The 26,713-nt window shown below is 44.1% G+C and carries 25 protein-coding genes; 5 read left to right on the top strand and 20 right to left on the bottom strand.

From position 1 onward, the window contains the following. Positions 1–33 precede the first annotated feature (33 nt). From FU659_RS23745 to FU659_RS23700, 10 genes are all read right to left on the bottom strand, one after another. Entirely contained in the window at positions 34–1,272 is a 1,239-nt protein-coding gene (locus FU659_RS23745; protein WP_147949822.1) for an adenosylhomocysteinase, read from the bottom strand. 15 nt (positions 1,273–1,287) lie between these two features. Continuing rightward, entirely contained in the window at positions 1,288–2,922 is a 1,635-nt protein-coding gene (gene bshC / locus FU659_RS23740; RefSeq protein ID WP_147949821.1) for a bacillithiol biosynthesis cysteine-adding enzyme BshC, read from the bottom strand. Positions 2,923–3,071: 149 nt separating this feature from the next. Next, positions 3,072–4,028: an ABC transporter ATP-binding protein gene (locus FU659_RS23735; RefSeq protein ID WP_147949820.1), complete on the bottom strand. Its 957-nt coding sequence runs from the start codon at positions 4,026–4,028 to the stop codon at positions 3,072–3,074. Further along, positions 4,021–5,055, bottom strand: a complete 1,035-nt coding sequence (locus FU659_RS23730; protein ID WP_147949825.1) for an ABC transporter ATP-binding protein — start codon at positions 5,053–5,055, stop codon at positions 4,021–4,023. The genes FU659_RS23735 and FU659_RS23730 overlap by 8 nt, the downstream gene beginning before the upstream one ends. Positions 5,056–5,069: 14 nt before the next feature. After that, positions 5,070–6,005: an ABC transporter permease gene (locus tag FU659_RS23725; RefSeq protein ID WP_147949819.1), complete on the bottom strand. Its 936-nt coding sequence runs from the start codon at positions 6,003–6,005 to the stop codon at positions 5,070–5,072. Positions 6,006–6,007: 2 nt separating this feature from the next. Then, positions 6,008–6,940, bottom strand: a complete 933-nt coding sequence (locus FU659_RS23720) for an ABC transporter permease (RefSeq protein ID WP_147949818.1) — start codon at positions 6,938–6,940, stop codon at positions 6,008–6,010. Positions 6,941–7,049: 109 nt separating this feature from the next. Further along, positions 7,050–8,729 carry a peptide ABC transporter substrate-binding protein gene (locus FU659_RS23715; protein ID WP_147949817.1) on the bottom strand — a complete coding sequence of 560 codons (1,680 nt, stop codon included), beginning with the start codon at positions 8,727–8,729 and terminating at the stop codon, positions 7,050–7,052. Between the two features lie 372 nt (positions 8,730–9,101). Then, the gene (locus FU659_RS23710; protein ID WP_261808001.1) at positions 9,102–9,500 is read right to left on the bottom strand and encodes a DUF3397 domain-containing protein; all 399 of its coding nucleotides are present in this window, start codon (positions 9,498–9,500) and stop codon (positions 9,102–9,104) included. A 15-nt stretch (positions 9,501–9,515) separates the two neighbouring features. Then, on the bottom strand, positions 9,516–10,466 hold the full coding sequence (locus tag FU659_RS23705; protein ID WP_147949815.1) for a ketopantoate reductase family protein: 951 nt from the start codon (positions 10,464–10,466) through the stop codon (positions 9,516–9,518). A 107-nt stretch (positions 10,467–10,573) separates the two neighbouring features. Then, a complete protein-coding gene (locus FU659_RS23700) occupies positions 10,574–11,224 on the bottom strand; it encodes an RsfA family transcriptional regulator (protein WP_147949814.1) in 651 nt (216 codons plus the stop codon). Between the two features lie 360 nt (positions 11,225–11,584). On the opposite strand from FU659_RS23700, the gene FU659_RS23695 reads away from it, so the two are divergent. Next, positions 11,585–11,815: a DUF2626 domain-containing protein gene (locus FU659_RS23695; protein ID WP_147949813.1), complete on the top strand. Its 231-nt coding sequence runs from the start codon at positions 11,585–11,587 to the stop codon at positions 11,813–11,815. Positions 11,816–11,868: 53 nt separating this feature from the next. Here the strand turns inward: FU659_RS23695 and FU659_RS23690 are convergent, their stop codons facing one another. Continuing rightward, entirely contained in the window at positions 11,869–13,002 is a 1,134-nt protein-coding gene (locus FU659_RS23690) for a class I SAM-dependent methyltransferase (RefSeq protein ID WP_147949812.1), read from the bottom strand. 87 nt (positions 13,003–13,089) lie between these two features. On the opposite strand from FU659_RS23690, the gene FU659_RS23685 reads away from it, so the two are divergent. The 3 genes from FU659_RS23685 to FU659_RS23675 all read left to right on the top strand — a co-directional run bounded on the left by FU659_RS23685 (position 13,090) and on the right by FU659_RS23675 (position 15,781). Further along, complete coding sequence (locus FU659_RS23685; protein WP_147949811.1) at positions 13,090–14,058, top strand: hypothetical protein; 969 nt, start codon at positions 13,090–13,092, stop codon at positions 14,056–14,058. Between the two features lie 102 nt (positions 14,059–14,160). Next, on the top strand, positions 14,161–15,255 hold the full coding sequence (locus tag FU659_RS23680; RefSeq protein WP_147949810.1) for a coiled-coil domain-containing protein: 1,095 nt from the start codon (positions 14,161–14,163) through the stop codon (positions 15,253–15,255). A 40-nt stretch (positions 15,256–15,295) separates the two neighbouring features. After that, positions 15,296–15,781: a hypothetical protein gene (locus FU659_RS23675; RefSeq protein WP_147949809.1), complete on the top strand. Its 486-nt coding sequence runs from the start codon at positions 15,296–15,298 to the stop codon at positions 15,779–15,781. 75 nt (positions 15,782–15,856) lie between these two features. Here the strand turns inward: FU659_RS23675 and FU659_RS23670 are convergent, their stop codons facing one another. Further along, positions 15,857–17,188 carry a PhoH family protein gene (locus FU659_RS23670; RefSeq protein WP_147949808.1) on the bottom strand — a complete coding sequence of 444 codons (1,332 nt, stop codon included), beginning with the start codon at positions 17,186–17,188 and terminating at the stop codon, positions 15,857–15,859. Positions 17,189–17,254: 66 nt separating this feature from the next. Here FU659_RS23670 and FU659_RS23665 point away from each other — a divergent pair, with 66 nt between their 5' ends. After that, a complete protein-coding gene (locus FU659_RS23665; protein ID WP_397356379.1) occupies positions 17,255–17,851 on the top strand; it encodes a YhcN/YlaJ family sporulation lipoprotein in 597 nt (198 codons plus the stop codon). Positions 17,852–17,894: 43 nt separating this feature from the next. Here the strand turns inward: FU659_RS23665 and FU659_RS35760 are convergent, their stop codons facing one another. The 8 genes from FU659_RS35760 to FU659_RS23630 all read right to left on the bottom strand — a co-directional run bounded on the left by FU659_RS35760 (position 17,895) and on the right by FU659_RS23630 (position 26,682). Continuing rightward, positions 17,895–18,038, bottom strand: coding sequence for a hypothetical protein (locus FU659_RS35760; RefSeq protein WP_187274350.1), 144 nt, complete (start codon positions 18,036–18,038; stop codon positions 17,895–17,897). A 133-nt stretch (positions 18,039–18,171) separates the two neighbouring features. Then, positions 18,172–18,453 (bottom strand): hypothetical protein, encoded by a 282-nt coding sequence (locus FU659_RS23660; RefSeq protein ID WP_147949806.1) that lies wholly within the window; start codon positions 18,451–18,453, stop codon positions 18,172–18,174. 1 nt (position 18,454) lies between these two features. Further along, a complete protein-coding gene (locus FU659_RS23655; RefSeq protein WP_147949805.1) occupies positions 18,455–18,892 on the bottom strand; it encodes a hypothetical protein in 438 nt (145 codons plus the stop codon). Positions 18,893–18,914: 22 nt separating this feature from the next. After that, positions 18,915–19,190, bottom strand: a complete 276-nt coding sequence (locus FU659_RS23650; protein WP_147949824.1) for a YlaH-like family protein — start codon at positions 19,188–19,190, stop codon at positions 18,915–18,917. 131 nt (positions 19,191–19,321) lie between these two features. Beyond that, complete coding sequence (typA, locus tag FU659_RS23645) at positions 19,322–21,163, bottom strand: translational GTPase TypA (protein ID WP_147949804.1); 1,842 nt, start codon at positions 21,161–21,163, stop codon at positions 19,322–19,324. 163 nt (positions 21,164–21,326) lie between these two features. After that, positions 21,327–21,809 (bottom strand): hypothetical protein, encoded by a 483-nt coding sequence (locus FU659_RS23640; protein WP_147949803.1) that lies wholly within the window; start codon positions 21,807–21,809, stop codon positions 21,327–21,329. A gap of 141 nt (positions 21,810–21,950) precedes the next feature. Further along, positions 21,951–24,785: a VWA domain-containing protein gene (locus FU659_RS23635; RefSeq protein ID WP_261808002.1), complete on the bottom strand. Its 2,835-nt coding sequence runs from the start codon at positions 24,783–24,785 to the stop codon at positions 21,951–21,953. Then, entirely contained in the window at positions 24,775–26,682 is a 1,908-nt protein-coding gene (locus tag FU659_RS23630; RefSeq protein WP_147949801.1) for a vWA domain-containing protein, read from the bottom strand. Before FU659_RS23630 ends, FU659_RS23635 begins: the two co-directional genes overlap by 11 nt. Between the last annotated feature and the right edge of the window lie 31 nt (positions 26,683–26,713).

Here is a 26,713-nt window from a genome sequence, read left to right as displayed (position 1 = left end):
GGATCTTTGGTTGAAGACCAAAGTCACTCCTGTCTAACGCGGTTGCTCTTCAGTAAGAGAGTCAATGCTTGTTCCCAGAGACTCCAGCTTAAATCTAGCTACTTGCTCATCCAATACATAAGGTACATTTACAACCGTCTTGCCAAGTTTTTTATATTCGTCGTTTACATATTTCAGAGACATAGCTTGCAGAGCGAAAGTCATATCCATGATTTCAGCTGGATGACCGTCTCCTGCAGCTAAATTGACCAGACGTCCTTCGGCTAGGATATAAATTTTGCGGCCATCGGTCAATTGATACTCCTCAATGTTGCGACGAACGGTACGTTTGGAAGAAGATTGTGCCTCAAGCTCCGGTTTGTTAACTTCCACATCAAAGTGGCCGGCATTGGAAAGGATCGCACCATCCTTCATAACTTTATAATGCTCGCCGCGAATGACATCGCGGTTCCCTGTTACGGTAACGAAGAAATCGCCTAGTTTCGCTGCTTCAAGCATCGGCATAACGGAAAACCCATCCATATAAGCCTCGACACCTTTGATTGCATCAATTTCTGTGACAATGACATTTGCGCCTAAACCTTTTGCACGCATAGCTACACCTTTACCACACCAGCCGTACCCAACAACAACTACTGTTTTACCCGCAACTACTAAGTTTGTTGTCCGGTTAATGCCGTCCCATACGGATTGACCCGTTCCGTAACGGTTATCAAATAAATACTTACAGAACGCATCATTGACGGCAACCATAGGGAATTCAAGCTTTCCTTCTTTTTCCATGGCTTTTAGACGAAGGATTCCCGTTGTTGTTTCTTCCGCTCCACCGCGCACTTGCACAGCCAAATCTTTACGTTCGGAATGGAGAATAGATACCAAGTCCCCACCGTCATCAATAATCAGGTCAGGCTTCGTTTCCAACGCTTTAATAAGCAATTCCTTATACTCTTCTGGGCTGGGATTGTATTTAGCAAATACCGTGATACCATCTTCAACCAGCGCCGCGCAGACGTCGTCTTGCGTGGACAACGGGTTGCTTCCTGTGATGGTCACCTCAGCTCCACCGGCTTTTACAACCTTAGCCAGATAGGCTGTTTTAGCTTCCAAGTGTAAGGAAATAGCTACTTTTAACCCTTTGAAAGGTTGTTCCTTCTCGAATTGCTCTCGAATGCGGTTGAGAACAGGCATGTGCGCCTGTACCCAATCAATTTTCAAGTGACCCTCCGGGGCTAACGACATATCAGCTACTATACTTTTATCTACAATTGTCATTTTCTTCTTTCCCTCCTATAAATAATAAATGCGATGCATACCGTCTACGGGAATTGGGGTTTCGACTAATTCTCGAATCCAATCATCCCCATATCGATTCATATAAGCACACCAATTATACACTCTTTCTTGCGACTTTGCTAACGGTAGAATCGTGAGGCGAATTCGTTCAAGCTGTCTGATGGCTGAATCAAACTGTGTTTTATAAGCTTCGCCCGCCTTATTTTGCAAAAATTCAATTTGCTCCATAATTTTAATCAAGTTGGTGTCTCCCAAGTTCTTCACACCAGGGTTAATCGCAGCAAGCGATTCCACAAGGGGGGCATAGCTTTCACGGAATTCCAATTTCACAGCGTCAAAACGTTCTTTCAATTGGAGTGTGTCTTGCTCATCTAACCACGCTTGTTTTTTCAGTTCGAAACGTTCCAAAACATCTTCAAAGGTAAAGTCGTATTTATTCATTTGCTTATGAACCGTACCTTCAATCAAAGTGAATTCAAGCCGCGGTGAAAGAATCGGCATTTTCATTCCAAATTGTTCAAAAGCACGTTTGGTTAGCGCCCAATAAGCAATCTCGCTAGGGCCTAGGACAGTAGCAAGCACTGGGAAAAGAAACTCTTGCATGAGCGGACGCGACATGACATTATTACTTAAACTCTCCGGCGAAGTCACTGCTAGATCGTGGAGCTTCTCCGGCGAGAAAATAAATTCATGTTTTTTATCAACAAATTGTTGACCATCCCGATGTAAAAGCAAGCGCTGTCCGCCGGCATAAACGAACAAATTTGCGCCATCCTTACTAATATCAGCTTGAGCTTCATAACCAGCTTGCTCTACCTCAGCCTTTGACGTCAGCAATGAACCGGAAAGCTTCTCGTTCTGTACAACAAGCTGCTCAAACAAAGGAGCTTCCAGCGCACGCAGAGAGGGCTCATCCGAGTCAATAAAGACCAGGCCATACTCCCCGAACAATTCGACCATCCATTTTGCGAAAGCCTCGGAAAGCGTCTCCTTGTTGGCTGCAGTCCGCTGCAATTTGGCCAGCAAGGATGTCTTAAACTCCGAATCCATTAAAGATTGATCTAAAGCAAGCAGGGCTTCCTGCCAAGCTTCAGGCTCTATAGGCAGTCTGGCAACAGAAGTGCGCTGTCCTGTAGGATGCTCAATTTTAATCTTTTCGATTTGCTGAACTTGCGTTAACGCGTACAAATGGTTGGCTTCATCGAAATCGTGATCCTCGCCTGCAATCCAGAAAATCGGCACTACAGTCCGCTGCAGCTTGCCGCTCCATTCCCGTGCTAACTGAATAACCGTAATCGCTTTATAAAGGACAAGCAAAGGACCACCGAACAATCCAGCTTGTTGACCTCCGACAATCGTTAGAGCATCCTTTTGGGCTAATGCCCCGATATGATCAGCGGCTGCCTGCGAATTCCCGATTTTTTGGTTGTACGCATACAAAACGTCAACCAATCGTTTCCGATCCACTCGCAGAGCAGTTGATTCTCTATCTAACCATAGCGCTCGCGCCTCCCAATCAGATTGGTTAGCGTAATGATAAGGAAATAAAGCGTTGGCTCGATCATTTCGAGCTATGTAATCTTCAGTTAAAGTCTGATTTTTTTTCCAATGAAAAGTTTCCATTTGCATAGCGACTTGTGTCTCCTCTTCGCACCAAATAAAACAGCTATTCTTTGATTGTACACGGATGATCGGCAATCGTCAAAACTGTATATTTAAAAATTACAATTACCTCACAAAAAATGAGAAAAACCGCCCCAAAGGGACGGTTTTACAACTTAATACAAATGACAAGCAACAAAGTGATTCGGTTCCACTTCTTTGGTCGGCGGCATCGATTCTGCACATTTTGCCATTGCTTGCGGACAACGCGTACGGAACGGACATCCGCTTGGTGGGTTTAGCGGACTAGGTACGTCCCCTTGAAGAATGATCCGCTCACGCGTGCGCTCAATCTCCGGATCTGGAATGGGAATAGCAGAAAGCAAAGATTGGGTATACGGATGAAGCGGTTTGGCATACAAATCGTCCGAAGTCGTTACTTCTACGAGGTTACCCAAGTACATAACGCCAATTCGATCCGAAATATGTTTAACCATCGCTAAATCATGCGCAATAAACAGATATGTCAATCCGTGTTCTTTCTGTAATCTCTTAAACAGATTCACGACCTGAGCTTGTACGGAAACGTCTAATGCCGAGATCGGCTCATCTGCGATAATGAATTTTGGTTCAATCGCCAATGCCCGGGCAATCCCGATCCGCTGACGTTGTCCTCCGGAAAATTCATGCGGAAAGCGACTGGCATGCTCATCATTCAAACCAACCGCGCGAAGCAATTCCATTACGCGTTCCTTGCGTTTCGCACCTTTATAAAGACCGTGAATATCAATACCCTCGGCAATGATATTTCCTACAGTCATACGAGGGTTTAAAGAAGCGTAGGGATCTTGGAACACCATCTGCATATTACGGTTAAATTCTTTTAGCTTCTTGCCTTTTAACTTGTGAACATCCTCGCCTTCGAACAGGACTTCGCCTTCGGTTGCCTCATAAAGATTAATAATGGTTCTTCCCGCTGTGGACTTCCCACAACCGGATTCACCGACAAGGCCGAATGTTTCACCACGATTAATTTCTATAGAAAAATTGTCAACAGCTTTCAATATTTTGCCGTTGCCAAGATTAAAATGCTTTTTCATGTTGCTGATTTTTAAAATAGGTTGATTAGCCATGATGTGCACCTCCCACGCCTACTGGTCGTTCGACTTTTGGAGCATCCGGGTGCAGCAGCCAACAAGCTGAGCTGTGCGTCTCTGATAAAGTTGTATGGTCAGGATCTTCTCCTAAGCAAACTTGCATCGCATACGGACATCTTGCTGCAAACGCGCAGCCTTTTGGTGGCGCGAATAAATCAGGCGGCGTTCCCGGAATAGGAACCAATTCCTCATTACTTTTCGTATCCAGCCTTGGGACGGAACGCAACAACCCCCACGTATACGGATGCTGCGGATCATAGAAAATTTCGTCAACCGTTCCTTGCTCGACGATTTTCCCCGCGTACATAACGACCACACGGTCAGCCATATCGGCAACAACGCCAAGATCATGCGTGATTAAGATAATAGATGAATCCATTTTTTTGGAGATCGTCTTCATCAAATCAATAATTTGCGCTTGAATCGTCACATCGAGTGCTGTAGTCGGCTCATCCGCAATCAATAGTTTAGGCGAGCAAGCAAGCGCAATTGCAATCATAACCCGTTGACGCATGCCCCCGGAAAGTTCATGCGGATATTGATGAATACGCCCTTCAGGCGAGTTAATGCCTACTAATTTAAGAATTTCAATAGCTTTCTCTGTAGCCGCTTTTTTACTGAGGCCTTCGTGCTTAATTAAGCCTTCCGTAATTTGATCGCCCACTTTCATGGTCGGATTCAAGGAAGTCATCGGATCTTGGAAAATCATGCCCATTTCCGATCCACGAATTTTCTCCATCTGCTTGTTGGATAGCTTGGTAATATCCGTTTTTCCGTCAAACATAATCGAGCCACTCTTTATATAGCTGGGCGGTGAAGGAATTAAACGCATGAGCGTTTGTGCCGTTACAGATTTCCCGCAACCGGATTCACCCACAATCGCCAGTACTTCACCTTTTTCCAAAGTAAAGGAAACGCCGCGAACAGCTTGAACCTCTCCAGCATAGGTCTGGAAAGAAACTTTCAAATCTTTTACTTCTAGCAAATTTTTTATGGTGCTCATCATTATTCACCCCTTTACTTGCGCATTTTAGGATCAAGCGCATCACGAAGTCCATCACCCAGTTGATTAAAGCTTATGAGGATCAAACTAAATACAACAGTCGGAATAATTAGCCGATAAGCATATAACCGGATGTTGTTAGCCCCTTCAGATAATAAATTACCAAGTGAAGCAAGAGGCGGCTTAACGCCAAGACCAATAAAGCTTAGGAAAGCTTCTGTGAAAATGGCAGAAGGAACCACAAACGTAATTTGTACAATAATGATCCCAAGCGCATTCGGTATTAAGCTGCGCATAATAATTCTCATTGGGGAGGCGCCAAGCGTGCGGGAAGCAAGGACAAACTCTTGTTCTTTGAGCGTAAGCATTTGACCACGCACCAAACGCGCCATCGGAACCCAACCGGTAATACTATAAGCAATGATGATCGATGAAATACCGGATCCAATAACCATAATCAACAGGATCGCGATAAGCAGGAATGGGATGGCATAAACGATTTCAATGGAACGCTGCATCACTTCGTCTACTTTTCCGCCATAGTACGCAGAAATACCACCGTAAATAACACCGACAACCAAATCAATTAAAGCCGCTGTGATACCGATGAAAAGAGAAATACGTGTCCCCACCCATACCCTTGTCCAGATATCACGACCGAAATCATCTGTTCCAAACCAATGCTGTCCACTCGGCCAAGCATTTTTTATCTTCAAATTTTGCGTCTGATAATCGTAGCTTGAAACCAATGGCGCAATGATTGCAAGTACAATCAGAACAACCAATATAATTAAGCCAGCCATAGCCAGTCTATTTTTCTTAAGTCGTCTCCATGCGTCCTGCCAATAATTGAGCGAAGGCCTTACAATTCTTTCGCCAGTCAAAGCTGTACTTGCAACGGGAGCAAACTTGTTAGCTATCTCAGTTGCGTCTGTTTTAGTTTGCGTCATAATTATTTCCCGCCTTTCCCAAGACGAATTCTAGGGTCTACAAAACCATACAGTACATCGGTAATAAAAATCACCAGAATTAGAATACTCGAATAGAAAATCGTTAAACCAGAGATCATCGTATAGTCATTCGAATAAACAGCTTGCACAAAGTGCTTACCTAAACCAGGAACGGAGAAAATTTGTTCAATTACCAGTGTACCCGTGATGACGTTTACAAATATTGGTCCTATAATTGTGATAACAGGTAAGATCGCATTTCGTACGGTATGCTTAAAAACAACCGTCATATTGGTTAAACCCTTGGATTTAGCTGTTTTAATATAATCTTGATTCAATACGTCCAACATGGAAGTACGCATCAAGCGCGCCAAGATCGCCATTGTTCCAAACGAAAGAGCAAGCGCGGGCAGAATCCGATAACTCGGTCCTTTCCACAAACCAGCGGGAAGTATCCCCCACTTCACACCAACATAATAGGAGAGCAATGGACCAAGAACAAAGGATGGAATAGAAACACCGAGTATAGCAATAAACATTGCAGTATAATCGCCTGCTTTATTATGTTTCAAGGCGGCAATAATACCTAGTGTAAGCCCCACAATAATAGCGAAGACAATTGCTATTAAACCAAGTTCGAGAGAAGAAGGAAACGCTTGTTTAATAATATCTGTTACTTTATGAGCAGGGAATTGATAGGAAGCTCCTAGATCGCCATGGATAATATTGTTCATGAATGTCAAATATTGCTCCCATAAAGGCTTATCTAGACCGTATTGCTTCAACAACATCTCTTTCGTAGCTTTAGGAATCCGTTCTGAACCTTCTCCCAGCGGATCGCCCGGTAAGTTTTTCATCAATACGAATGTAAAAGATGCAATGAGCCATAACGTAATAAGCGCATATAAGAAACGGCGAAGAATGAACTTAACCATAATGCTCCTCCTTATTTGAAATTAAAAGCCGAGAAATTTAGAAGAGGCCGCTCCTAAGAGAAACGAACGGCCTCTTCTCATATACCACCTGTATGCGTCTTGCTATTACTTACTTAACAGTTACCCATTTCAGTTCCCATTCTTTCCCAAATGGAGGAAGAATCAAACCTTCGATATTAGGCTTTTTCAAATAAGCGGTTGTACGGAAGTAAAGCGGAGTCACACCTTGATCATCCATCAGAATTTTCTCAGCATCGACCATCGCTTTAGAACGTTTGGTAGCGTCAACTTCCGTTTGAGCTGATTTGATTAAAGCATCATATTGAGGATTGCTATAGTCGCCTTCATCAAACTCTCCACCAGTTATCCACATATCCAAGAACGTCATCGGATCGTTATAGTCCGCGCCCCATAGAGCAAGTGTGATATCAAAGTCATGCTTGGAACCCAACTCGACACGCAGTGCATGCGGAAGCGGGTTAGCTTCAGCAACGTAGCCGAGGTTTTGTTGCCATTGAGCAAGGATGAACTCCAATGATTTTTTAGCAGAGTCTGTGTCATCCGCATTGATTTTCATTTTAGGCAGTGCAGTTAAGCCCGCTTCTTTCAGACCTTCAGCAAGTAATTGTTTCGCTTTTGCTGCATCAAATGGCGCTTGTGTGTCGCCCGCTGTTTTACGGAACTCGCCGCCTGCACCATCTGAAGTTCCACCTGGCACAAGTCCTTTGGAAGCAACGGAACCATTAGCAAACACGGTATCTACATAAGCTTGACGATCAATGGCCATACCAAGGGCTTGACGAATCTTTTTGTTACCCAGAGCTGGAACCTTTTTCGTTTGATACATCAAGTAGGAATTTACCAATTCCGGTTTAGCTGCATTATCCGGTTTGCCCGCATACAATTTCAATTGATCACGAGTGATAATTGTCAAATCGGCCGCGTCTGTTTCGTAAAGGTTAAGACCTGTGTTAGGATCTTTAACGATATTGATAGTCGCTTTCGTTAATTTTACATTAGCGGCATCCCAATACTTTTCATTTTTTACAAGTTCAAGCGTTTGACCATGATCCCATTTGCTAAGAATGAAAGGTCCGGCACCGATGACTTTGTCCACTTCTGCGCCATACTTATCTCCTGCTTTAGTCACAACATCTTCTCTTTGTGGGAAAAATGTGTTGAAAGCAAGCAATTGCGTAAAGAAACCAATTGGTTTTTCAAGTTTAATTTCAAGTTGCTTGTCACTGATTGCTTTTACGCCTAGAGCGTCTTGTGCTGCTTTGATTGCCTCAGGTGTTTTCGCCTTTGTAACGGCTTCTCCGCCTTTGATCCAAGCAACCATGAAGCTGTATTGAGCTTTCGTATTGGGATCAAGCGTACGCTTGTAGGAATAGATGAAATCTTGAGCCTTAACTGGCTGACCGTCAGACCAAGTCGCGTTATCGCGAATATCAATGGTATAAGTTAAACCGTCTGGAGAAACTTTTGGGAAATCTTTAGCAAGAGCAGGAGTCGCTTTACCGTCTTTATCTGTGCGATACAAGCCTTCGTTAAATGCATTCATAATTGTAGATGCAGCATTCGCTGTATTTTTGGAAGTATCCATAATAGGCGGTTCTGCCGAGAAGTTGATTTTAATTTCTTGCGGTTTGTTAGAAGTTGCTGGAGCAGCCGATCCTTTAGCATCCCCTGGTGATGCAGATGGCTCCCCAGTTTTCGAACAACCGATAGCTACGCTCCCCATTAATGTAAGCGCTACCGCTGTTGTAACCCATTTTGTCGCTTTCATATAATTCCTCCTTTAAAATATGTATCTAATCATCTATGGCTAGGTGTTTTAGATAGTTTATTTTACATATACCTAACACCAAATACCCAATAAAACGAAAATCCCCATTAATGCGTAATATAATCTATCACAAATATATGGTAAGAAAATTTACTATACATTACGTAAGGAATTATAACATATAACGAAGTATTGTCCAGATTTAATTTACCATTGTTAAATTAATGTGAACAAAAAAAGGTGGTACGGTCTCTAATTATACAACCATCGGTCAATAAAATCTAGACGAATTTCATTGTTATTTTCTACAAATATCAAAAAAATATTACAAACAACTCATAAAAAATGATTTTCACCTAAATTAAAGATAGATTATGATGGAAAAAAATAGTTTTTTCCGATATGCAAAAGAAATAACACAATGTAAAGTCCTGAAAGTCCAAGAAAAGCAAGTCTCCAGACAACCCTCGCTACCTTGACGAGGTCCGCCTTTCCCTTAAGATGTGTCTGATAACCGCCGATCATGCCAAAGGCAATAAGCATAATAAGCATAATAAACCAAAACCCGAATGTGGTATGGAACAATCGATTCCACATCAACGATACCGAACCTAGCAGAAATACAGTTGTCACATCCATCGTTAATCGTGTCGTCATCTTCTTCTCTTTAAGAAACAAGTAAAAGAGAAACCAAAAAGCAACGAACGTAATAAAGGGAGCAACAGCAAATACGGCATATAGGGTTGATCCAATGTTTATCAGACTAGTCATCTTAACCATCACCTACTATTCAAGGGCTTTTACGAGTTGGTAGACCGTTGCATGTGTAGAGAGCTCAATGCCAAGCTCTCTCGCAATTTCCAACAAGCTTCCGTTCATGTAATCGATTTCTGTATATCTGGATTTCAAAATATCCTGCAGCATCGAGGAGTGATTTTGACTCGTGGCTTCACAAACCTTTATAATGGTGTCCCAAAGATCATCTTCGATAGGAACGCACTTCGCTTTGGCTACCTGTGCCGCTTCACAGTAAAGAGCATGCATCAGCGTACGGCTCCAGGAAGATTGCAATAACTTTCCATTGGGCACCCGTAAAATCGCGCTGAGCGGATTAATCACAGCATTAATGATCAGTTTATTCCAAATCCTTGTTTCCATATTTTTCGACACTTTTGTTCGAAATCCTGCCTCCTCTAACTGCTTGGCCAACAAAAAATGTTGCGCTTCAACAATTTCCTGCCCTTGAGCCGCGGTACCGATATAAGTGACTCCATTTCCAGTATGAGAAACTGTCGTAAGCCCCTCTTTTCTGGCCCCTTCTGTCGTTACGGCAAACAGCAATCGCGCCCAACCCAATTGTTTGGCCAGCTTCTCTTCGTGTCCAATTCCATTTTGGAAACATACTACAAGCGTTTGAGGAGACATATTGGCGTTCAAGAAAGCAATAAGTTTCGGTGTGATCGCGGTTTGCTTAACCATAAGAAAAATGTAATCAGGATTGCTCATTGGCAAACGTTCAGCACTGTCAGTTCCTTCTATATAATAATCATATTCTATCCGTCCATTATTTGTATGAAAATACCTTTGTTCATTCCCCGTTATTCCAATACCTTCCTCACATAGAGCAACTGCTTGTTTGTCTGTTCTTGTCACTACCGTCATTTGTTCACAGCGGGATGACAACATCGCAGCGAATAGGAGGCCTAAGGAGCCGGCACCCACGATCATGATCCTCATAACTACTCCCCCTTATATACAGAAACCATTATACAACAAAAAACCTCAGTCCAAAGATTTCTCTTTGTTCTGAAGCTTAAAGGTTTGAACACGAGGATAATAATTACTTATTCTACTCTTTCTAGATTACCGTTTGCGTCCATCTTGAACCGCGGCCGTTCCTCTTCTTCTTCTTCAACGAGAAAGGCCATTTTTCTTGCGCGATCCATAATTTGAATTAATGCTTTGTAGTCGTCATTCACGACACGATAATCAGTTTCAACAGCGTTGACCTGCTTGTTTAATTTATCATTTTCCCTGCCGATTCTATCTAATTCCTCTTCCTTGTCTTGCAGCTCTTTCTCCAAGCTTTTAATATGACGATTCATATCTTGGTATGTGCTGCGCCACTGTCTTAGAAAACGGATTACAGCATCAATCGAGAGCGTTTCTTCTGTAAATGTTTCTGTTTTTCCCAAACCAAGCTCAGGGCCATCAAGTAGACCAATGGATGAGCTCGAAATAGAAACCGCCGCGTGTTTCTTAAGCTGTGTCCGCTTCTGCCGCTGCGCTTTCGCTATTTGTATAGCAGCTTCATACTTCTTTCGAACAAAGCTATTCCAGCGAAATCCACAAGCTGCTGCTGTACGTCCAATGCGCTCTCCGACTTCCTCAAACGCAGATAATTGTGTACTTCCTTCTCGTATGTGACGCAGCGTCACCTCCGCCAAAATCAAATCGTCTTCATCGCTCCAAGCATCTTGTCTAATTGCCGACATAAGGTCAATCCTCCTAACGTAATGTGCAGATGCAGCTTTACGGAAAATCAGGCTTTAGTTCTCAAGCCCAGCCTCCGAATCATAAAGAGAATCAATTTCGAAGAGAGTTATAAATTGATTCGTACCATTATTACTATTTCTATGCCCATACTAGAGTTCATAGAATCTATTTGATACTAAATGGTATTGCCAAATTTTTTGACACTCATACATGGAATTCAGATAAAACGGCATACTAGCTCTATCTGATGAAATGTTTTCAATTTCGTCACCGTTTGACGGTTTACACTCATCACTTCAAAAGGTATAATGTGTTGTAGTTAAAGTGCAGCGTGGTACGAGAGGGGGATGTAACGAGAAATGGATCGCATGTTTCGGGTTCTAGGTTTTTGGACACTTGTTATTGCACTGATGAGCTTGGCTGGAGATATGATACCAATGTCTCTGATTTTCTTTTTCCAAACAGCCGTATTCGTCATTCTAGGCTATATGCGCTTGTCTGAACGTACTTACATATTGTTGTTCTGGGGATATATGATTATTTCCTTCGGTGGATTTACGTACTGGTCATTTTTCAAAATGTCTGTCTAGTCCCCATCAACCTAACAACAAACAAAAAGGTGAGCCGACTGTTAACCAGCCGATCACCTTTTTTTCGTTGCTATACATACTTTAAACAGCTCGCTCATTTGATCGCTTAGCAGCAATTGTCGAATAGCACGGTTTCTTTTGGACACTTCGCTGAAAGGATTTGGATCATAGTGGTCTTGAAGTTTTTGGAGAATACCTTGCTCCACCAGGAATTCACGTTGTGTTTGCAGCTTGCATACCGTAAAGCCATGATTTATGGCAGCATCCTGACAACCAGTGAAATTTACATGAGCAGTGATATCCTGTTCTCCTTGATAAACAAATGGGTTGTCGCCGGCTTGATGATTGCGATAGCACATCAGGGTACCTAACTGACGATGAGCCGCATACAATTCCTCTTCCACATCACCATAATCAATAATTAAACAGCTCCCGCTAAGGATTTGCCCCGCAATTTGACCCATCCACACTTCTGCTTCGAGATTTAGTTCGGCTATTTGGCCATTCATCCATTGAACTTCCGTTCGATCCAAGAAGTCTAATATACGTTCTGAGCGTATAGGCAGCCATATTTCTTGAAAACACTGCGTTTCTCCTTGCCAAACGACATAAGACTCATGAAATTGACCTGCTTCGTACCGAATGCGATGTACAGGAAAAGCGTCCAAAAGCTCATTCGCAAGAACATATATTTGTTCCACTGCCTGCTCAGCAAACCACATTGTATCATTTAAAAAACGAATGCGGTCAACATGACCTTCCAGTTTAGCTTGCTGTTGATTGCGATGATATGAGCTGGATTCTATAATCGTGTAAATCAAGCGTTCGTAAACTTCAGGTGCAGATCGTTGAATTTCATCAATCAGGTGCAGCGCAAGACTCCCGTTGCCCCCACCCCACTCTACGATGTGAACAGGTCCCTTTTCATCCGCGCTGCTTATTTGGGCATTAATCTCTTTGCAAATAAATGCCGCTACCATTTCACCCATTACAGTGCCGATAGAGGAACTTGTGTAGAAATCACCTTTTTTCCCAATTTTGGGATTTGCATTTCGATAGTAGCCATTCGGTTCGTTGTATAAGCAAATTTCCATATAGTCCCGAAATGAAATAGCCTGTTCCTCTTTGGTTTGAATTGCCTCTATTAATACATTGACGATATCAGGGTGGACAAGCTGCCTATTCATTAGACCCCTCCATTTCTTTACTTGAAGACAAAAGACTAGGAAACCTTTATAATGAAGATGGATTTATGGGAGGAGAGACAGAATCGCATGGCAAAAAAGTGGATAACCTTATCTATGGTAACGGCTGTTAGCTTAGTATCTCTGACAGCATGTACCGATAATACCAAAATTAAAGAAGCACTCGATCAGTCTTTGATTAAACAAAAAGAAATGAAATCTTATACCTTTGACGGAAGCACTACGCTTGCCATCAGTGACGCATGGATGAAATCTCCGAATCCGTTAACTAACGGGTTGTTATCTTTACTCCGAGAAAGCACAATAGATTGGAAGGGCATTAGCAATGTTGAACCACTTACGTTCCAAACGGACCTGAAAATAACGCCCAAGGGATCAACATCCCCTTTTGAGATTCCAATTCTCATTAAAGATAGCAAATTGTATTTTAACATGCCAGCATTAAATAAAACAGCTGACGAATACTATGCCGTTGATTTACAAAAAATGAGCCAAACAGGCAAAAGCCCACTGACCGTAGATAGCTTGAAAAATACATCTCAGTTATCAACAGCACTTGGCAGCCTCCTATTTGGAGGCATCGACGCCAAATGGTACAAGCAGGAGAAAGAGCCTTTTAAGTTAAAAGACGGTTCTGCAGCCAAAACAATCAGTGTTGAGCTTACCAGCAAAAATGAAAAAGAGATCAACACCCTACTTCAAACCAAACTGCCAGAGTTTCTTGGCATCTTACAAAACAATGGGTTTCTTGCTGCCGATAAGGTTGAGCAGTTAAAGACTTCAGGATCCATGTCCATTCAGCTCCACGCTCCTGGCAAAATGGCCGTAGCTATTGATGATCAAGGCTTTATCCGCGACCAAACGATTGATATGAACTTTTCACTAGCCGCCGTTGATGGCAAAAAACAGGACAATCACATCCTTCTTCATCAAACCTATGACGCTATTAACCAGTCCACCCCTTTAACAAAGGAAGTGCCGAAGAACGTCAAAAATTTTGATGACATTTTAAAGCTAATAACCCCAGCCAAAAAATAGATGTTAAGCTCGAATACTTACCTCTTCCCCAGAGGTAAGTATTTTTTTGTGCTTCTATTAATAGAAATATGATAATCTGTTCATAGGGGGAGAACTTGTTAAATGAAATATAAACTAACAGCTGCTGTATTGTCATTCCTACTTGCCGTACAATTAGCTTTACCCATTCAACGGGCATCTGCTGAAGAAAAGAATACACCACCAGACGAAACGAAAGCACTCATCCAAAAAGGGCTTACCATTTATGAAATTGATAAGGAAGTTGGCCGTTTGAATGAACAAGATGCTCAAATAGGCATTCAAATTAAACAAAATGAGCAAGATATTGTTAAACAAAACGGTCATGTGGACGATACTCGAAAACATGCAGGCAAAGTTCTGCGCGCCTACTACACAGGAGATCGCGATTCCATCTGGATGCTGCTGTTCACGGTCAACTCCTTTGCCGATGCTATGCGAATGTTTGAATATTTGCAAATGATTATCAGTAATGATCATCGCGCTTTGTCTACGTTCACGGAATCCTATAATAAATTAAAAAACTTGCGTACGGAATTAGAGTCTTCTAAAACCAAACTTCAAAAAACGAAAGACAACTATTTATTGCAGCGGGAGAAACTCGTTAAGCTTCAAGATGAATTAGACAAACAACTTGCCGTTAGCGCACAAGCTAAAGTGATTGAGTCACAAATTAAAAACTTAAATGACCAATGGCAGGAGCAAGGCATTCCTTTGTTCCGTGAATATTTAAACAATCTATCTACAGCTTTCCGAGAGCTTCCGCAATATGTAACCAAGGAAAATAAATTTATCGATTTATCCAATATTAAAAATCCCGTAATCACGATAACCGACGCGGACTTTAATACCTATATACATACCAAAAATGAACTATTGCAAAATCTCAATTTTGAGTTTACGGACAAAGCTATTATTGCAAAGGGGCAAAAAGGATCGGTTAACATGGTCATCCAAGGAAGATTTGTGTTAAAAGAAAACCCCACTATGAATGAAGTTCGCTTCATTGTGGATAAACTGGAATTCAACGGATTTCAGCTTCCGAACACCACCATTGATGATTTCATGAAAGAATTCCAACTCGGGTTCGTCCCAAAGAAAATAGTCAACTATCTCGATGTCGTGAGTGTTGAAATGAAAACAGGCACCGCTGTTGTCAAACTTAAATTATCTCTATAATCTTACATAGGACCACAAAAGAGAAGTGAGGAATATATCTATGGAACCCAAGATTGGTTTACTGATGGATCTGCCTGAAGGCAAATTACCCGGCTTTTACGCGCAAATTGTCAAAACTCTGGCCGGAAAAGCGGAGCTGTTTGATCGAGATAAGGAAATGCTTATTGTCAGCAATGAGGAGCAGCGCCTTGTCGTGCTGGACATTATGGCGGAATATAAGATCGAAACCGACACCATGAAGCTGAGCCTGCTGCCTGATGACGCAGATCTGACGGATTTGTTTAGCGATTACGGATTTACGAGTCGCGCTGAGCATAACTATTTATATGAAAAGATAGTCGTTCCGTTTCGCTTCACATCAGATAGTCCTGAGGCTGAAGTCGACCAAGCCGTCCTTCAGATTGAAGAACATTTAGTCGCTCAATACAAGGAACAAAATCGCGATATTTTCGTCGTAGACCGTCAGCTTGAAGAACTCATGCAAGGCATCGCCAAGGCATATCGGTGTAAAATCGAAATTTTGTAGCTTGCGATTACTTCTTCGTTATTTTGGCAGCAGAAAGAGCCCCCATCCATCGATGAGGGCTCTTCCCATTGCCTATTAGAGCAAGTCGGCTGCCAACTGCGCCAGGTGCGAACGCTCGCCGCGCTCCAGCGTAATATGACCGCTAATGCCTTCCTGTTTGAAACGTTCAACTACGTACGTCAAACCATTGCTGGACGCATCCAGATAAGGATGATCGATTTGATCCGGGTCACCGAGAAGTACAATTTTACTGCCTTCCCCTACACGCGAAACAATCGTTTTTACTTCGTGCTTGGATAAATTTTGCGCTTCATCAATAATGATGAATTGACCGGGGATGGAACGACCTCGAATATAGGTCAAGGCTTCTACTTGAATGCTGCCTAGACCTGCCAGTATTTTCTCAATATCACCCGGTTTTTTTGTATCAAACAAATATTCCAAATTATCATAGATCGGCTGCATCCAAGGACGCAGCTTTTCATCTTTTTCACCTGGCAGGTAACCAATATCCTTACCCATGGGCACAACAGGTCGAGCAATCAACAGCTTCTTATATTTTCGTTCATCTTCTATCTTCATAAGACCCGCAGCTAACGTGAGCAGCGTCTTTCCTGTTCCCGCTTTCCCTGTTAGGGTGACGAGCGGAATGTCGTCATTGAGCAATAGCTCAAGGGCCATGCGCTGTTGCGCATTGCGCGCTGCGATCCCCCAGATGGGATCATTGCTCATGTAGAGCGGTTCCAGCTTCTTCGCTTCGGCATTTACTTTCAATAAAGCGGATTTAGAAGAACCTAATTCATCCCGCAATATCACGAACTCATGGGGATGAAGCATGTAGCTCAAATTAAGCGAAGTTACGGTCAGAAAACGATAGGAGTAAAATTCATCAATAACTGACGGATGGACAAAAAGCGTGACATACCCCGTGTACATATCCGTCTGAGCGACAATGCGATCCGTTAAATAGTCTTGAGCTGTCAACCCAAGCACATCCGCCTTAATCCTAACCAATGTATCTTTACTCACAATAACCACAGGTCTTGGGTAGTCGCTGTCCTGTTCCTCCAGATGATAGTTTAGCGCTACAGCTAGAATGCGGTTATCATTCGTTAATTCAGCAAATGTTTCTTGCAGCTTGGCAAAGCTGCGATGATTGAGTTCTACTTTGATGCTGCCCCCTTGTTCAAGGGTTATCCCATCCGATAAATTGCCTTTCGTCCGCAAGCCATCCAGCAGTCTAGACACATGTCTTGCATTTCGGCCAATCTCATCTGCATTGCGCTTCTTCGAATCGATTTCTTCCAACACCACGGCGGGTATGACTACTTCATTATCTTCGAAGGCAAATAAAGCATTAGGGTCCTGAAGCAGTACATTCGTATCCAACACGTAAATTTTTTTCATTGGTGTGTCCCCTCCCAGATTTGGCGTTAGATCATTGGTTATATTTTTAATACATACAACCTAGCTATGCAGGACAAACTAAACGCGAGATGCAAGGAAAAGAAAGGAACGATTCTAATGAGACTATTCTGCGTATTTTCGTTGGTACTGATCCTCGTGACTGGCTGTAGTCAAGCGCCAAAAAATGGTGCCTCCCCTCAAAATACGAGTCAAAATCAGGTGAAAGTTCAACAAATCGCTCCGCAAAAACTCGAAATAAAAGACTCCAAAGCAGTTGCCGAACGTTTGGAAAACCTGGCTGCCAGCATTCCACAGGTCGAAAGCGCTCATTGCGTAGTCTTCGGCAATACGGCAGTCGTTGGCATCAACGTTAACAAAGAGATGGACCGATCCAGAGTCGGTACGGTGAAGTATTCCGTCGCAGAAGCTCTCAAAAAAGATCCTTACGGTGTTAATGCCATCGTGACAGCAGATATGGACTTAGATCAACGCTTACGCGACATTCGGGACAACATCAAAGAAGGAAGACCAATTACCGGTTTTGCAGAGCAAATGGCAGATATCATGGGCCGAATAATGCCTCAACTGCCTCGTGATATTCGTAATCCAACTATCAATTCAGGACCCAATGACACGAATCAGGTCGGAAATCCGAATCTCTAATCCGTGGAAAGATAACAAAAAGCCTGACTGCATGCATGCAGATCTAGGCTTTTTTTATCGCATCAAAAACTTGTCCGAATGGCTCTGAATCTGCTCGGTCAGCACAAGTTTTTTCATATTCAGGCTTGTTGATAAGATGGGCGCCATCAAGCAATTGCTCCGTTAAAACTGTAAAGTGTTCGGCCATATCGGTTGCGCCTCCTACTAGATGGTTGAAAACGCTGCTTACATTTACAGTATAGCATAGCGGGTGGCAAGCGTTCCACCCTTATTACCTTATTGTACGTCCATTTAAAAAAGTTATGTCGCAGGATGCGCAGTTATTGATTATTGTAGATCGGATTGGAATTAATATCATCGAGCAGCTTTTCAGCCGCTTCACGATCAAAGCTCATCTGTTTCATTGTTCCTTCTTGTTCATAGGCTATATTGATCTTCATCAGATCCACTTCATTGACAATGTGAAAATTACTAACGGCATGATCTTCACGTATTATCAGCGCAAAAAAATCGTATGTTTCTGAGGCAGCCTCATCTAGGGGTCTAGCTTCGTGAACAATATGCATTTGCAGCCAATTGAAAAAGGCGTCTTGAAGCTTCAAATCAACGTCCATCCTCTCTAAGTAAAATAACATCATAACCGGATTTCAGCCAATGATGCCATTGTTTTCTCCAAGCTTGCGCATTAGCCTGAGGAGTGAATTCGCTCAGATCCATGGATGAAACAAATTCAGATGCTTGTTGCGGCTTTAGCAAACGATCGAGAAAGGCTTCTGCGCAATGAGATAGATAATAAGGGTTACCGTTAAACACGATGGCCTTCTCGTCCAGTAAATCAAGTTCTGCGAGCTCTGAACCACATACATCTTCATCATCGCTGAGAAGCAGATTGGATTTAAACATGGGCAGCAGTCTGGGATGGCTTTTATGAGCTAGCTCACGAAATGCCTCCAGCTCCGACAAGGGCGCACACTCAATACGCTCGGCCCCAAGTGTAAACGGCGTGGTGTCTATGATGGGAGTTAACCAATAGCGTGCCATATGCCCCTCCTTGAACCTTCCATTATGTAGGCTTGTTACCGCTTCTTTTCTCAATAAAATAACGGATTCGCACAAGAAACATCAGTGAAATTGCTACAGCCAAACATAAAACAATGGGAAGTCCCACAACCTGAAAAACGAGCAGCATGACCGAACCAAGGGCCATAAGCAAATAAACGACAGCCGTCTTGAGAATCGGTAATTTTCGGGTACGGAATACTTTGTTATACACATAAGACATGAAAACAAAGATCAGCAAATAAGTCATGTAGATATGGTTACCAAACCATTCGTTCAAGGCAGTCAACGACATACACTCCATTTCATTCAAAAGTTAAGTCAAAGTCCATTATCCCTCATATGGAGAAATAAATAAAGGGAAATGCAGCACGAAGGCCAACATTTCCCTTATTGCGAAGACGATTAGAATTAAACGTTAGCTTCCGCAGTTTTGCGGTGTTTCTCCGCACGCTCGCGCTCGCTTTTGTTCAATAGTTTCTTACGAATACGAACCGATTTCGGTGTAATTTCACAATATTCATCATCGTTCAAATACTCTAGAGCTTGCTCTAAAGAGTACATGCGCGGTGTTTTCATTTTGACTGTTTCTTCTTTGTTCGCAGAACGGATATTGTTTACCGCTTTTTCTTTACAGATGTTAACGATAATATCATTGTCACGTGTGTGCTCACCAACAACCATACCTTCGTAAACTTCTGTTTGCGGGTGAACGAACAGAATACCGCGATCTTCGACTGAAAGAATGCCATAAAGCGTAGAAACGCCGGACTCACTGGCAACAAGTACACCTTCATGACGTCCGCCAACGCCCGCTCCTTGATATGGACCATAGCTGTCAAACGCATGGTTCATAATTCCGTAGCCGCGAGTTAGCGTCAAGAAGTTTGTTCTGTAACCGATCAAGCCACGTGCAGGAATCAGGAACTCAAGACGAACGTTACCGCTGCCGTTATTAATCATGTTGACCATCTCAGCTTTACGGGAACCCAAGCTTTCCATGACTGAACCCATGCTGTCTTCTGGGACATCGATAATCAAACGCTCAATAGGCTCCATCTTTTGCCCATCAATTTGACGAATGATAACTTCTGGCTTAGAAACTTGTAATTCAAAGCCTTCACGGCGCATGTTTTCAATCAAAATACCAAGGTGAAGCTCCCCGCGGCCTGATACGACGAATGCATCCGGGCTGTCCGTATCTTCCACGCGTAAGCTTACGTCTGTTTCTAACTCTTTGTACAGACGCTCACGAATTTTACGGGAAGTTACCCACTTACCTTCGCGACCAGCAAATGGCGAGTTGTTAACAACGAAAGTCATTTGCAGCGTTGGCTCATCAATTTTCAGAACTGGCAATGCTTCCGGATTAGCAGGATCTGCAACTGTTTCACCGATATTGATATCTTTGATACCGGCAATCGCAATAATATCGCCTGCTGCCGCTTCTTCAATCTCAATACGCTTCAAACCTGTGAAGCCGAACAATTTATCGATTCTTGCTTGCTTCATTCCGCCTTCACGCGTCATAACCGCAACGGTTTGACCTTGACGAATTTTACCACGGTTCACACGGCCAACGCCGATCCGACCCAGGTATTCATTATAATCCATCAATGTAACAAGGAACTGAAGCGGTTGATCAACATCTTCTGTAGGAGCCGGAATGTGGCTTACAATGGTTTCATAGATAGCTTCCATGTTCGCATCTTGTTTTTCTGCATCAAGGCTAGACGTACCTTGAAGCGCAGAAGCATAGACGACGTGGAAATCAAGCTGCTCGTCAGTTGCGCCAAGTTCAATGAACAGGTCAAGAACTTCATCCACAACTTCTTGAGGACGAGCGTTTGGACGGTCAATTTTGTTAACAACAACAACTGGGGAAAGATTGCTCTCAAGCGCTTTACGCAAAACGAACTTGGTTTGCGGCATTGTACCTTCGAAAGCATCTACAACAAGTAAAACACCGTCTACCATCTTCATGATACGCTCTACTTCGCCACCGAAGTCAGCATGTCCAGGGGTGTCAACGATGTTGATTAAATAATCTTTATAATTAATTGCCGTATTCTTTGCGAGAATAGTAATCCCACGTTCTCTTTCAAGATCATTGGAATCCATTGCTCTTTCTTGAACAGCCTCGTTGTCGCGGAATGTACCGGATTGTTGAAGCAATTTATCTACGAGTGTTGTTTTGCCATGGTCAACGTGCGCGATAATAGCAATATTGCGAATCTTGTCTCTTGCGTGCATGATGTCAAACCCTCTCTACCCTATAATTTTCGTCTCTGTTCATAAAACAAGCGTCGGACAAAAGCGCCGACGCTTGACATTTACACTTATTATACGCAGTTTCTCGACATTATGCAAGATAAAACCGAATCAACATAAAACTTTTACATATGACTGTCTTTACTTACCAAATATTTCGCCTGCGGTAAATCAATATAATACCAGCAAGTATGAGCAGTAAAGCGATGATATAAATACCCAATTTCAGCAATAGAGTTAACCCAAACAAAGCCAGAGAAACAATGCCTAATACCATTGCTGCGATTCGAACCCCAGGGTCTCCGGCACGATCGAATAGATAAAGTTCATATAAACCGATTGCCACACCCAGTATAAAGCCCGGCCATAAATAGCTCATGGCATGCCAGCCAAACACATTGCAGAAAAAGAACATCAGCCCATACGTGGTTAAAATACCACCTGGCACCAATACGCCTGACGGCAGCGTTCGATTGAAAAACAGAAACTGGAACAGCAGCCCGGGTACGAGCACAAATAGCGGCCAAAAAAAGGAAAGAACAAGATGGAAAAAGCCTAATTTCCCAAGTAGTAAAACAACGGCCAAACCAATCAATAGGATACCGATGGAGTAGCTATTTCTAGCCAAACGAACCCCCCCTAATTCAATCTGGAATAAGGTGTCCTCTTCGACAACCTTCTACAAATAGTGTATCGCAACTGTTCTAAAAATACTAGATCATATAGCTGCGCTATTTGCGGATTCTCCGTTTGGCTTCCAACAAACGGCTCATTGCATCCGGCGGCGTCTGCGCGGCAGCCGGAGGTGGCGAGGCAGCCGCGCTGCGCGCCGGCTGCTCGGCCTTTGGCCGCTGCAGCGCATCTGCGGCCGCGGGTACGGGCTGAGCGCCGCCTGCGGTCGCCGCTCAGCCTTGCGCTGCAGCTTATGCTCCGCAAGCTGCTTGCGCTCGCGGAGACGCGCCAGCGGCGTCTCCGCCTGCTGAGGCGGGACTGCCGAGGCAGCCCGCCGCAAAGCCCCGACCGACCGCGCCCACAGGCCGGTCGTCAAGGCAACACGCCGCACTGCGATATCCATCAGCAGCAGCGCGAGTGCAGCCATCAGCAGATACCTGCTGATGGGGGTCAATCGCTTCTGCGCAGCGGAAGCGAAGGCATAAACCTCTTCCGGATGCTCCAGAGATAGCATCCGGCCGCCCGTGAGCTCAGCAAGCTGCTTTAGCTTGCTGAGGCCTTGTCCATCCGTGATCCGATATTCCGGGGAATATGGAATAACGAAACCGGATGTCGAGCTGCCAATGACGCGTTCCTCCTTACTCGCTTCACTCTCCGGCGCAACCCATTCGGTCCTAGCCATATAGACGCCAGACTTATCCACAGATAACTGTGCTGTATATTCGCCTGGTGCTGTTGCTGTGAAACTGACGTCTTGTTTGCCCAAATCCTCATCTGTCACAATCGCTCGAAGCTCATATGGCTGAGCTTCACCCCCGCCATCCAAGCTGCCGTTTTTCGCTTCCAGCATCAATTCATTGCCGGCTAAATGCCCACTCAGTTCCAGCGGAGAAGACTGAAATTGCGGAAATGTCCATTTGATCATTTGGGTGATCACTTGTGAAAACGAAGGCCATGCTACCCATTGGGATGACCATGCGCCGGTCACATCGCTAGTCCAAGCTACAGAACGCCCTGCTCCATACTGCCATCTGGCCAGAATCGGATCCGGTTCTGGACTCGTAAGGATGACTTCAGCCGCTTCCTTCGGCGTTGTAGCAATATATCCATTCAAAGTCGGAAGGCCTTGTCCCAATATGCCCTGCCAATCAGTGCCTCCTTTTAAAAGAGGAACAAAAGGCTGATTAACCACATAGGTACGCGAAATCAAAACAGCTTCCCGACTGAAAATAGCCGGTATCGTCGTTTGATCAACCGCTGCATAATACCTCCCCTTCGCGAATTCCGCGAGCTGTTTCAGCAGAACCTGATCTGCATCCGTACCGATAGCCACGGTGGACATGGTCATATGTTCCTTTTGCATCTCGGCGGTCAGAGCTTCGTAACTCTGATTCGTTGCTGACTGACCGTCCGTTAATAAAATGATATGCTTGCGCTGGGCATCTACTTTTGCGAGTCTGTTGTAAGCTTCCTCAACTGCGGTATAGATCTCCGTTCCACCATCAGCCGGAATGGCATTAATCTTGTTGATAATCCCCGATTTGTCAGCCAGTTTTTGAGGTTCCACATACCAATGGGGGGAACTATCAAAACCGAGTACGCCCAAGGTATCCTTATCTCGCAACAAATCCACCGTCCGAGACGCGGCTTCCTGCGCCAGCTTCATTTTGTCTCCCGCCATGCTGCCTGATTTATCTATCACGAGCACAATGCCCAGAGAAGGAATTTCCCGTTTGCCGCGCAAATCCATGTATACAGGAAGCGCACGTTCAATCGGCGTTTTGAAATAACCGCCCAGACCATAGCTGTCCTCGCCGCCCAACATGACAAGTCCTACACGATAATCCCGAACCGCCTGTTCAATCATTTCCATTTTCCTTTGTGGCATCTGCGTTGCTGCCACATTATTCACTACGATGCTCTCATAACGGGTATAGTTAACAAAATCATTGGAGAGCATCTCCGGAGCTATCGTGTCATAGGGAATGAGCGCGGATTCGAGAGCCGCCTCAACGTTTTTGGAAATACCTGCTTTTCCTTCTACGATAAGTACTTTCGGAGGACCTTGCACTTTACTGAAAGCGTAATCCATATTATTGGCCGATTGCTCATCGCCTTCCAAAAAAATTTCGGCTCTGTACTTATGAAAGCCGGATTCTTTGGCAAGCGACTGAATGGCAAAGCGATTCTCGCCTTTATTTAGCGTAACCGTCTGTGCCGTTAGTTCCCGGTTATCTTCAAATATCCGCAGTTGTGCTGGTCCCGCAGCTGTAGAACGAATGACAACTTCAATGGTGTAGGCTTCCGCTTGGTATAAGTGCTCCGGAACCCTTAATGCTTCCACTGCGGCGTCTTTGCGTTCTTTGGCAGGAATGGGTACTACATCCACCTTCACACCACGATCACGCAATAACATTCCCTGCCGCATCAAATCCCCTACATTTTCCTCGCCATCGGACATTAATACGATCCGCCCTGAATTCCCCTGCGGTAAAAGACTGGATGCAAGCTGCAAACCCGATGCCACATCGGAGAAAAGCGGATTCAATTGTGAGTTAAATTGAAATCCGTCCATTATCCTGGTATCCAGCGGCTTTTCAATAGAAGCTTTGAGCCCCATGGAGACGACACCCGCTTCATCTTGATCCGTGGAGCGTCCTTTTACTGCATCACGAACCCACTCAGCTTCCTTCATATCCTGCTTGACACTATCTGAACGATCTACCGCGAAAACAACGCTTTTACGATGGAGCTGTGTAAACCATTGTGTGCCGGCTAAAGAAAGCACGAGTAAAATGAGCGCTGTACTGCGAAAAGCAACAGCCCATTGCTTACGTCCACTTTGGAGACGATACAATGTGCTCCACATCCACCAGATGTAAAAGGGAAACAAGAGCAAAACCCACAAAACGGATGGATGATCAAACTGCATGCCCACGTCGATACACCTCCCATTCCAGCAAAATGACCAAGAGCAGAATGACGATGATCCAAGGAATCAACGAAATATGACTTTGTTGTCCATCAAGACTGCTTTCTTCATGCGATAAAACACTTTTAATAAAAGTTAATTTACCGGCCATTTTCGCATTCACATTAGACTCCCGACCATCCATCACGACCTCAAGCCAGCGTGACTGCAGCAGAAGGCCATTTGCATTGTACTCCTTCAACTGATAGAGACCAGGACGTGCTGGCGCTGTCTGCAAATTCGCTAGTAAGCTTCCAGTGTGCTCAACCTGTTGCTCGCTGACACCCTCGATATCCGTTTGCCAAACAGCCTTGCTGGCTTCCGGATGGAACGCGATCTCTTTTCTTTCTCCGGCTGTGAAACGACCTAAGTTGCCGCCTTTATGTTCGGTCAACCAGCCCACGGCATTTTGAACTAAAATCGGAAATTCAGAACGCAGGGCCAGATCAGAATCCTGAAGCGAGAAAGCAAAGGTTAGTCGCGGCATCCCGTTTTCATCCCCTGCCATAAGGAGCGGCAGCGTTCCCGACGAAACAATCGGCTTTTCCCATGGCTCCATAGGCCGAGTTTTCACCTGTGCAACAGTCGCATCCAGCAAACGAACATACCGAGTGACGGGATGATCCGCTATCGTGAAAGGAGTAACCTCTGCTTCTTTACGATCCGATGAGGATGTCTTCGATGAAGCAGCAATTCTCCAAATTGGTGTTGAAGTCGCAAGCTTTCGCCACTGTACTGTTTGTAAGAAAGCTTCATTCACGCCATCTAGGATAAGAAGATCAGGTCTCTGTCCCAGTGGTACAGGATAAGTGCCATCTGGGCTTTTTTGAATATTCAGCACTTCTGTTTTAGCCAAAATCAGCGCTTTTTCCAGAAAAAGATTACCATCCCCTACATAAGCTACTTTTCGCTGTGCGCTGCCTTCCGGGAATGCGTACGCTGTATTGTCGGCTTCCAATGCATCCTTTTCCTCGATATGCATTTTATATACATCCGCATGAGCTAATTGATCTATATAGATCGACTTTTGCTCACCTGCCGCTAATTGTATGGAGTCCGTATGAATGAGCTGCGCATCTCCATAAAGGCTTGTTTGTATGGAAATCTGAGAAGAACCCCAATTTTTCAACACAGCTACTGCCTGGTACTTCGCCTCATTTTTAACGACTTTAACTCCAAATTGGCTGATACTGACATTCATCGCCGGAGCTGACTCTTGAGGCAAATTGAGGCTTACAGGAACAGAAAAATCAATTCCTTCCAGATGTTCTGACCACTGCGTATCGCTGTATAACCGTACTTCGGTCTGGGATTCATTCCTTGTTAATACAGCCGCTAAAGACAATGCTTCCTGGACCTTCGTCTTTCCATAAAAAGGAGACAGCTTATCTAATGCCGCTTGCAGCGCAGATAAATTTGGCTCCTGCTGCAAAAGAAGCTCTGGCTGGTCCTTCATGACCAATAGTGAGTAGGTGCTGCTTGGCGCTTCCTTACGCGCATAAGCAAGTATATCTTGCTTCGCTTCGTCCATCCGAGTGCCATAATCGGCAGTTGTCTGCATGCTTGCGGAGGCATCAATCACAAAAAACACATGAGATTTTGCGGCATGTTTCCCCCAAACAAAAGGCTGCATCAGAGCGAGAATAAATAAAACAGCCGCAAGCAGTTGAATCCAAAGGAGCAATTGCTGCCGCAGCCGCTGCCAGGGTCGGTTAGCCTCCTGCTCCCGAAGAACTCGCCGCCAGAGCAAATGGCTGGATACTTCTTTATCGATATAACGACGTTTCAATAAATAGAGAAGCACAATAAAAGGGATGGCTAAAGAAAACCAAAGCCCGCTTAATGATGCGAATTGCATACAAACTCACCTTTCCATGAACGAAGTATGC

This window comes from Paenibacillus sp. N3.4, assembly GCF_008017805.1.
GTDB lineage: Bacteria > Bacillota > Bacilli > Paenibacillales > NBRC-103111 > Paenibacillus_E.
Note: the sequence above shows the minus strand (reverse complement) of the source record. Positions and strands in the feature narration are given on the sequence as shown.

Bases quoted from the DNA above. Each gene is read 5' to 3' on its own strand.
- FU659_RS23745 (WP_147949822.1), bottom strand. From the start codon at position 1,272: ATGACAATTGTAGATAAAAGTATAGTAGCTGATATGTCGTTAGCCCCG.
- bshC (WP_147949821.1), bottom strand. From the start codon at position 2,922: ATGCAAATGGAAACTTTTCATTGGAAAAAAAATCAGACTTTAACTGAA.
- FU659_RS23735 (WP_147949820.1), bottom strand. From the start codon at position 4,028: ATGGCTAATCAACCTATTTTAAAAATCAGCAACATGAAAAAGCATTTT.
- FU659_RS23730 (WP_147949825.1), bottom strand. From the start codon at position 5,055: ATGAGCACCATAAAAAATTTGCTAGAAGTAAAAGATTTGAAAGTTTCT.
- FU659_RS23725 (WP_147949819.1), bottom strand. From the start codon at position 6,005: ATGACGCAAACTAAAACAGACGCAACTGAGATAGCTAACAAGTTTGCT.
- FU659_RS23720 (WP_147949818.1), bottom strand. From the start codon at position 6,940: ATGGTTAAGTTCATTCTTCGCCGTTTCTTATATGCGCTTATTACGTTA.
- FU659_RS23715 (WP_147949817.1), bottom strand. From the start codon at position 8,729: ATGAAAGCGACAAAATGGGTTACAACAGCGGTAGCGCTTACATTAATG.
- FU659_RS23710 (WP_261808001.1), bottom strand. From the start codon at position 9,500: ATGACTAGTCTGATAAACATTGGATCAACCCTATATGCCGTATTTGCT.
- FU659_RS23705 (WP_147949815.1), bottom strand. From the start codon at position 10,466: ATGAGGATCATGATCGTGGGTGCCGGCTCCTTAGGCCTCCTATTCGCT.
- FU659_RS23700 (WP_147949814.1), bottom strand. From the start codon at position 11,224: ATGTCGGCAATTAGACAAGATGCTTGGAGCGATGAAGACGATTTGATT.
- FU659_RS23695 (WP_147949813.1), top strand. From the start codon at position 11,585: ATGGATCGCATGTTTCGGGTTCTAGGTTTTTGGACACTTGTTATTGCA.
- FU659_RS23690 (WP_147949812.1), bottom strand. From the start codon at position 13,002: ATGAATAGGCAGCTTGTCCACCCTGATATCGTCAATGTATTAATAGAG.
- FU659_RS23685 (WP_147949811.1), top strand. From the start codon at position 13,090: ATGGCAAAAAAGTGGATAACCTTATCTATGGTAACGGCTGTTAGCTTA.
- FU659_RS23680 (WP_147949810.1), top strand. From the start codon at position 14,161: ATGAAATATAAACTAACAGCTGCTGTATTGTCATTCCTACTTGCCGTA.
- FU659_RS23675 (WP_147949809.1), top strand. From the start codon at position 15,296: ATGGAACCCAAGATTGGTTTACTGATGGATCTGCCTGAAGGCAAATTA.
- FU659_RS23670 (WP_147949808.1), bottom strand. From the start codon at position 17,188: ATGAAAAAAATTTACGTGTTGGATACGAATGTACTGCTTCAGGACCCT.
- FU659_RS23665 (WP_397356379.1), top strand. From the start codon at position 17,255: ATGCAGGACAAACTAAACGCGAGATGCAAGGAAAAGAAAGGAACGATT.
- FU659_RS35760 (WP_187274350.1), bottom strand. From the start codon at position 18,038: ATGGCCGAACACTTTACAGTTTTAACGGAGCAATTGCTTGATGGCGCC.
- FU659_RS23655 (WP_147949805.1), bottom strand. From the start codon at position 18,892: ATGGCACGCTATTGGTTAACTCCCATCATAGACACCACGCCGTTTACA.
- typA (WP_147949804.1), bottom strand. From the start codon at position 21,163: ATGCACGCAAGAGACAAGATTCGCAATATTGCTATTATCGCGCACGTT.
- FU659_RS23635 (WP_261808002.1), bottom strand. From the start codon at position 24,785: ATGCAGTTTGATCATCCATCCGTTTTGTGGGTTTTGCTCTTGTTTCCC.
- FU659_RS23630 (WP_147949801.1), bottom strand. From the start codon at position 26,682: ATGCAATTCGCATCATTAAGCGGGCTTTGGTTTTCTTTAGCCATCCCT.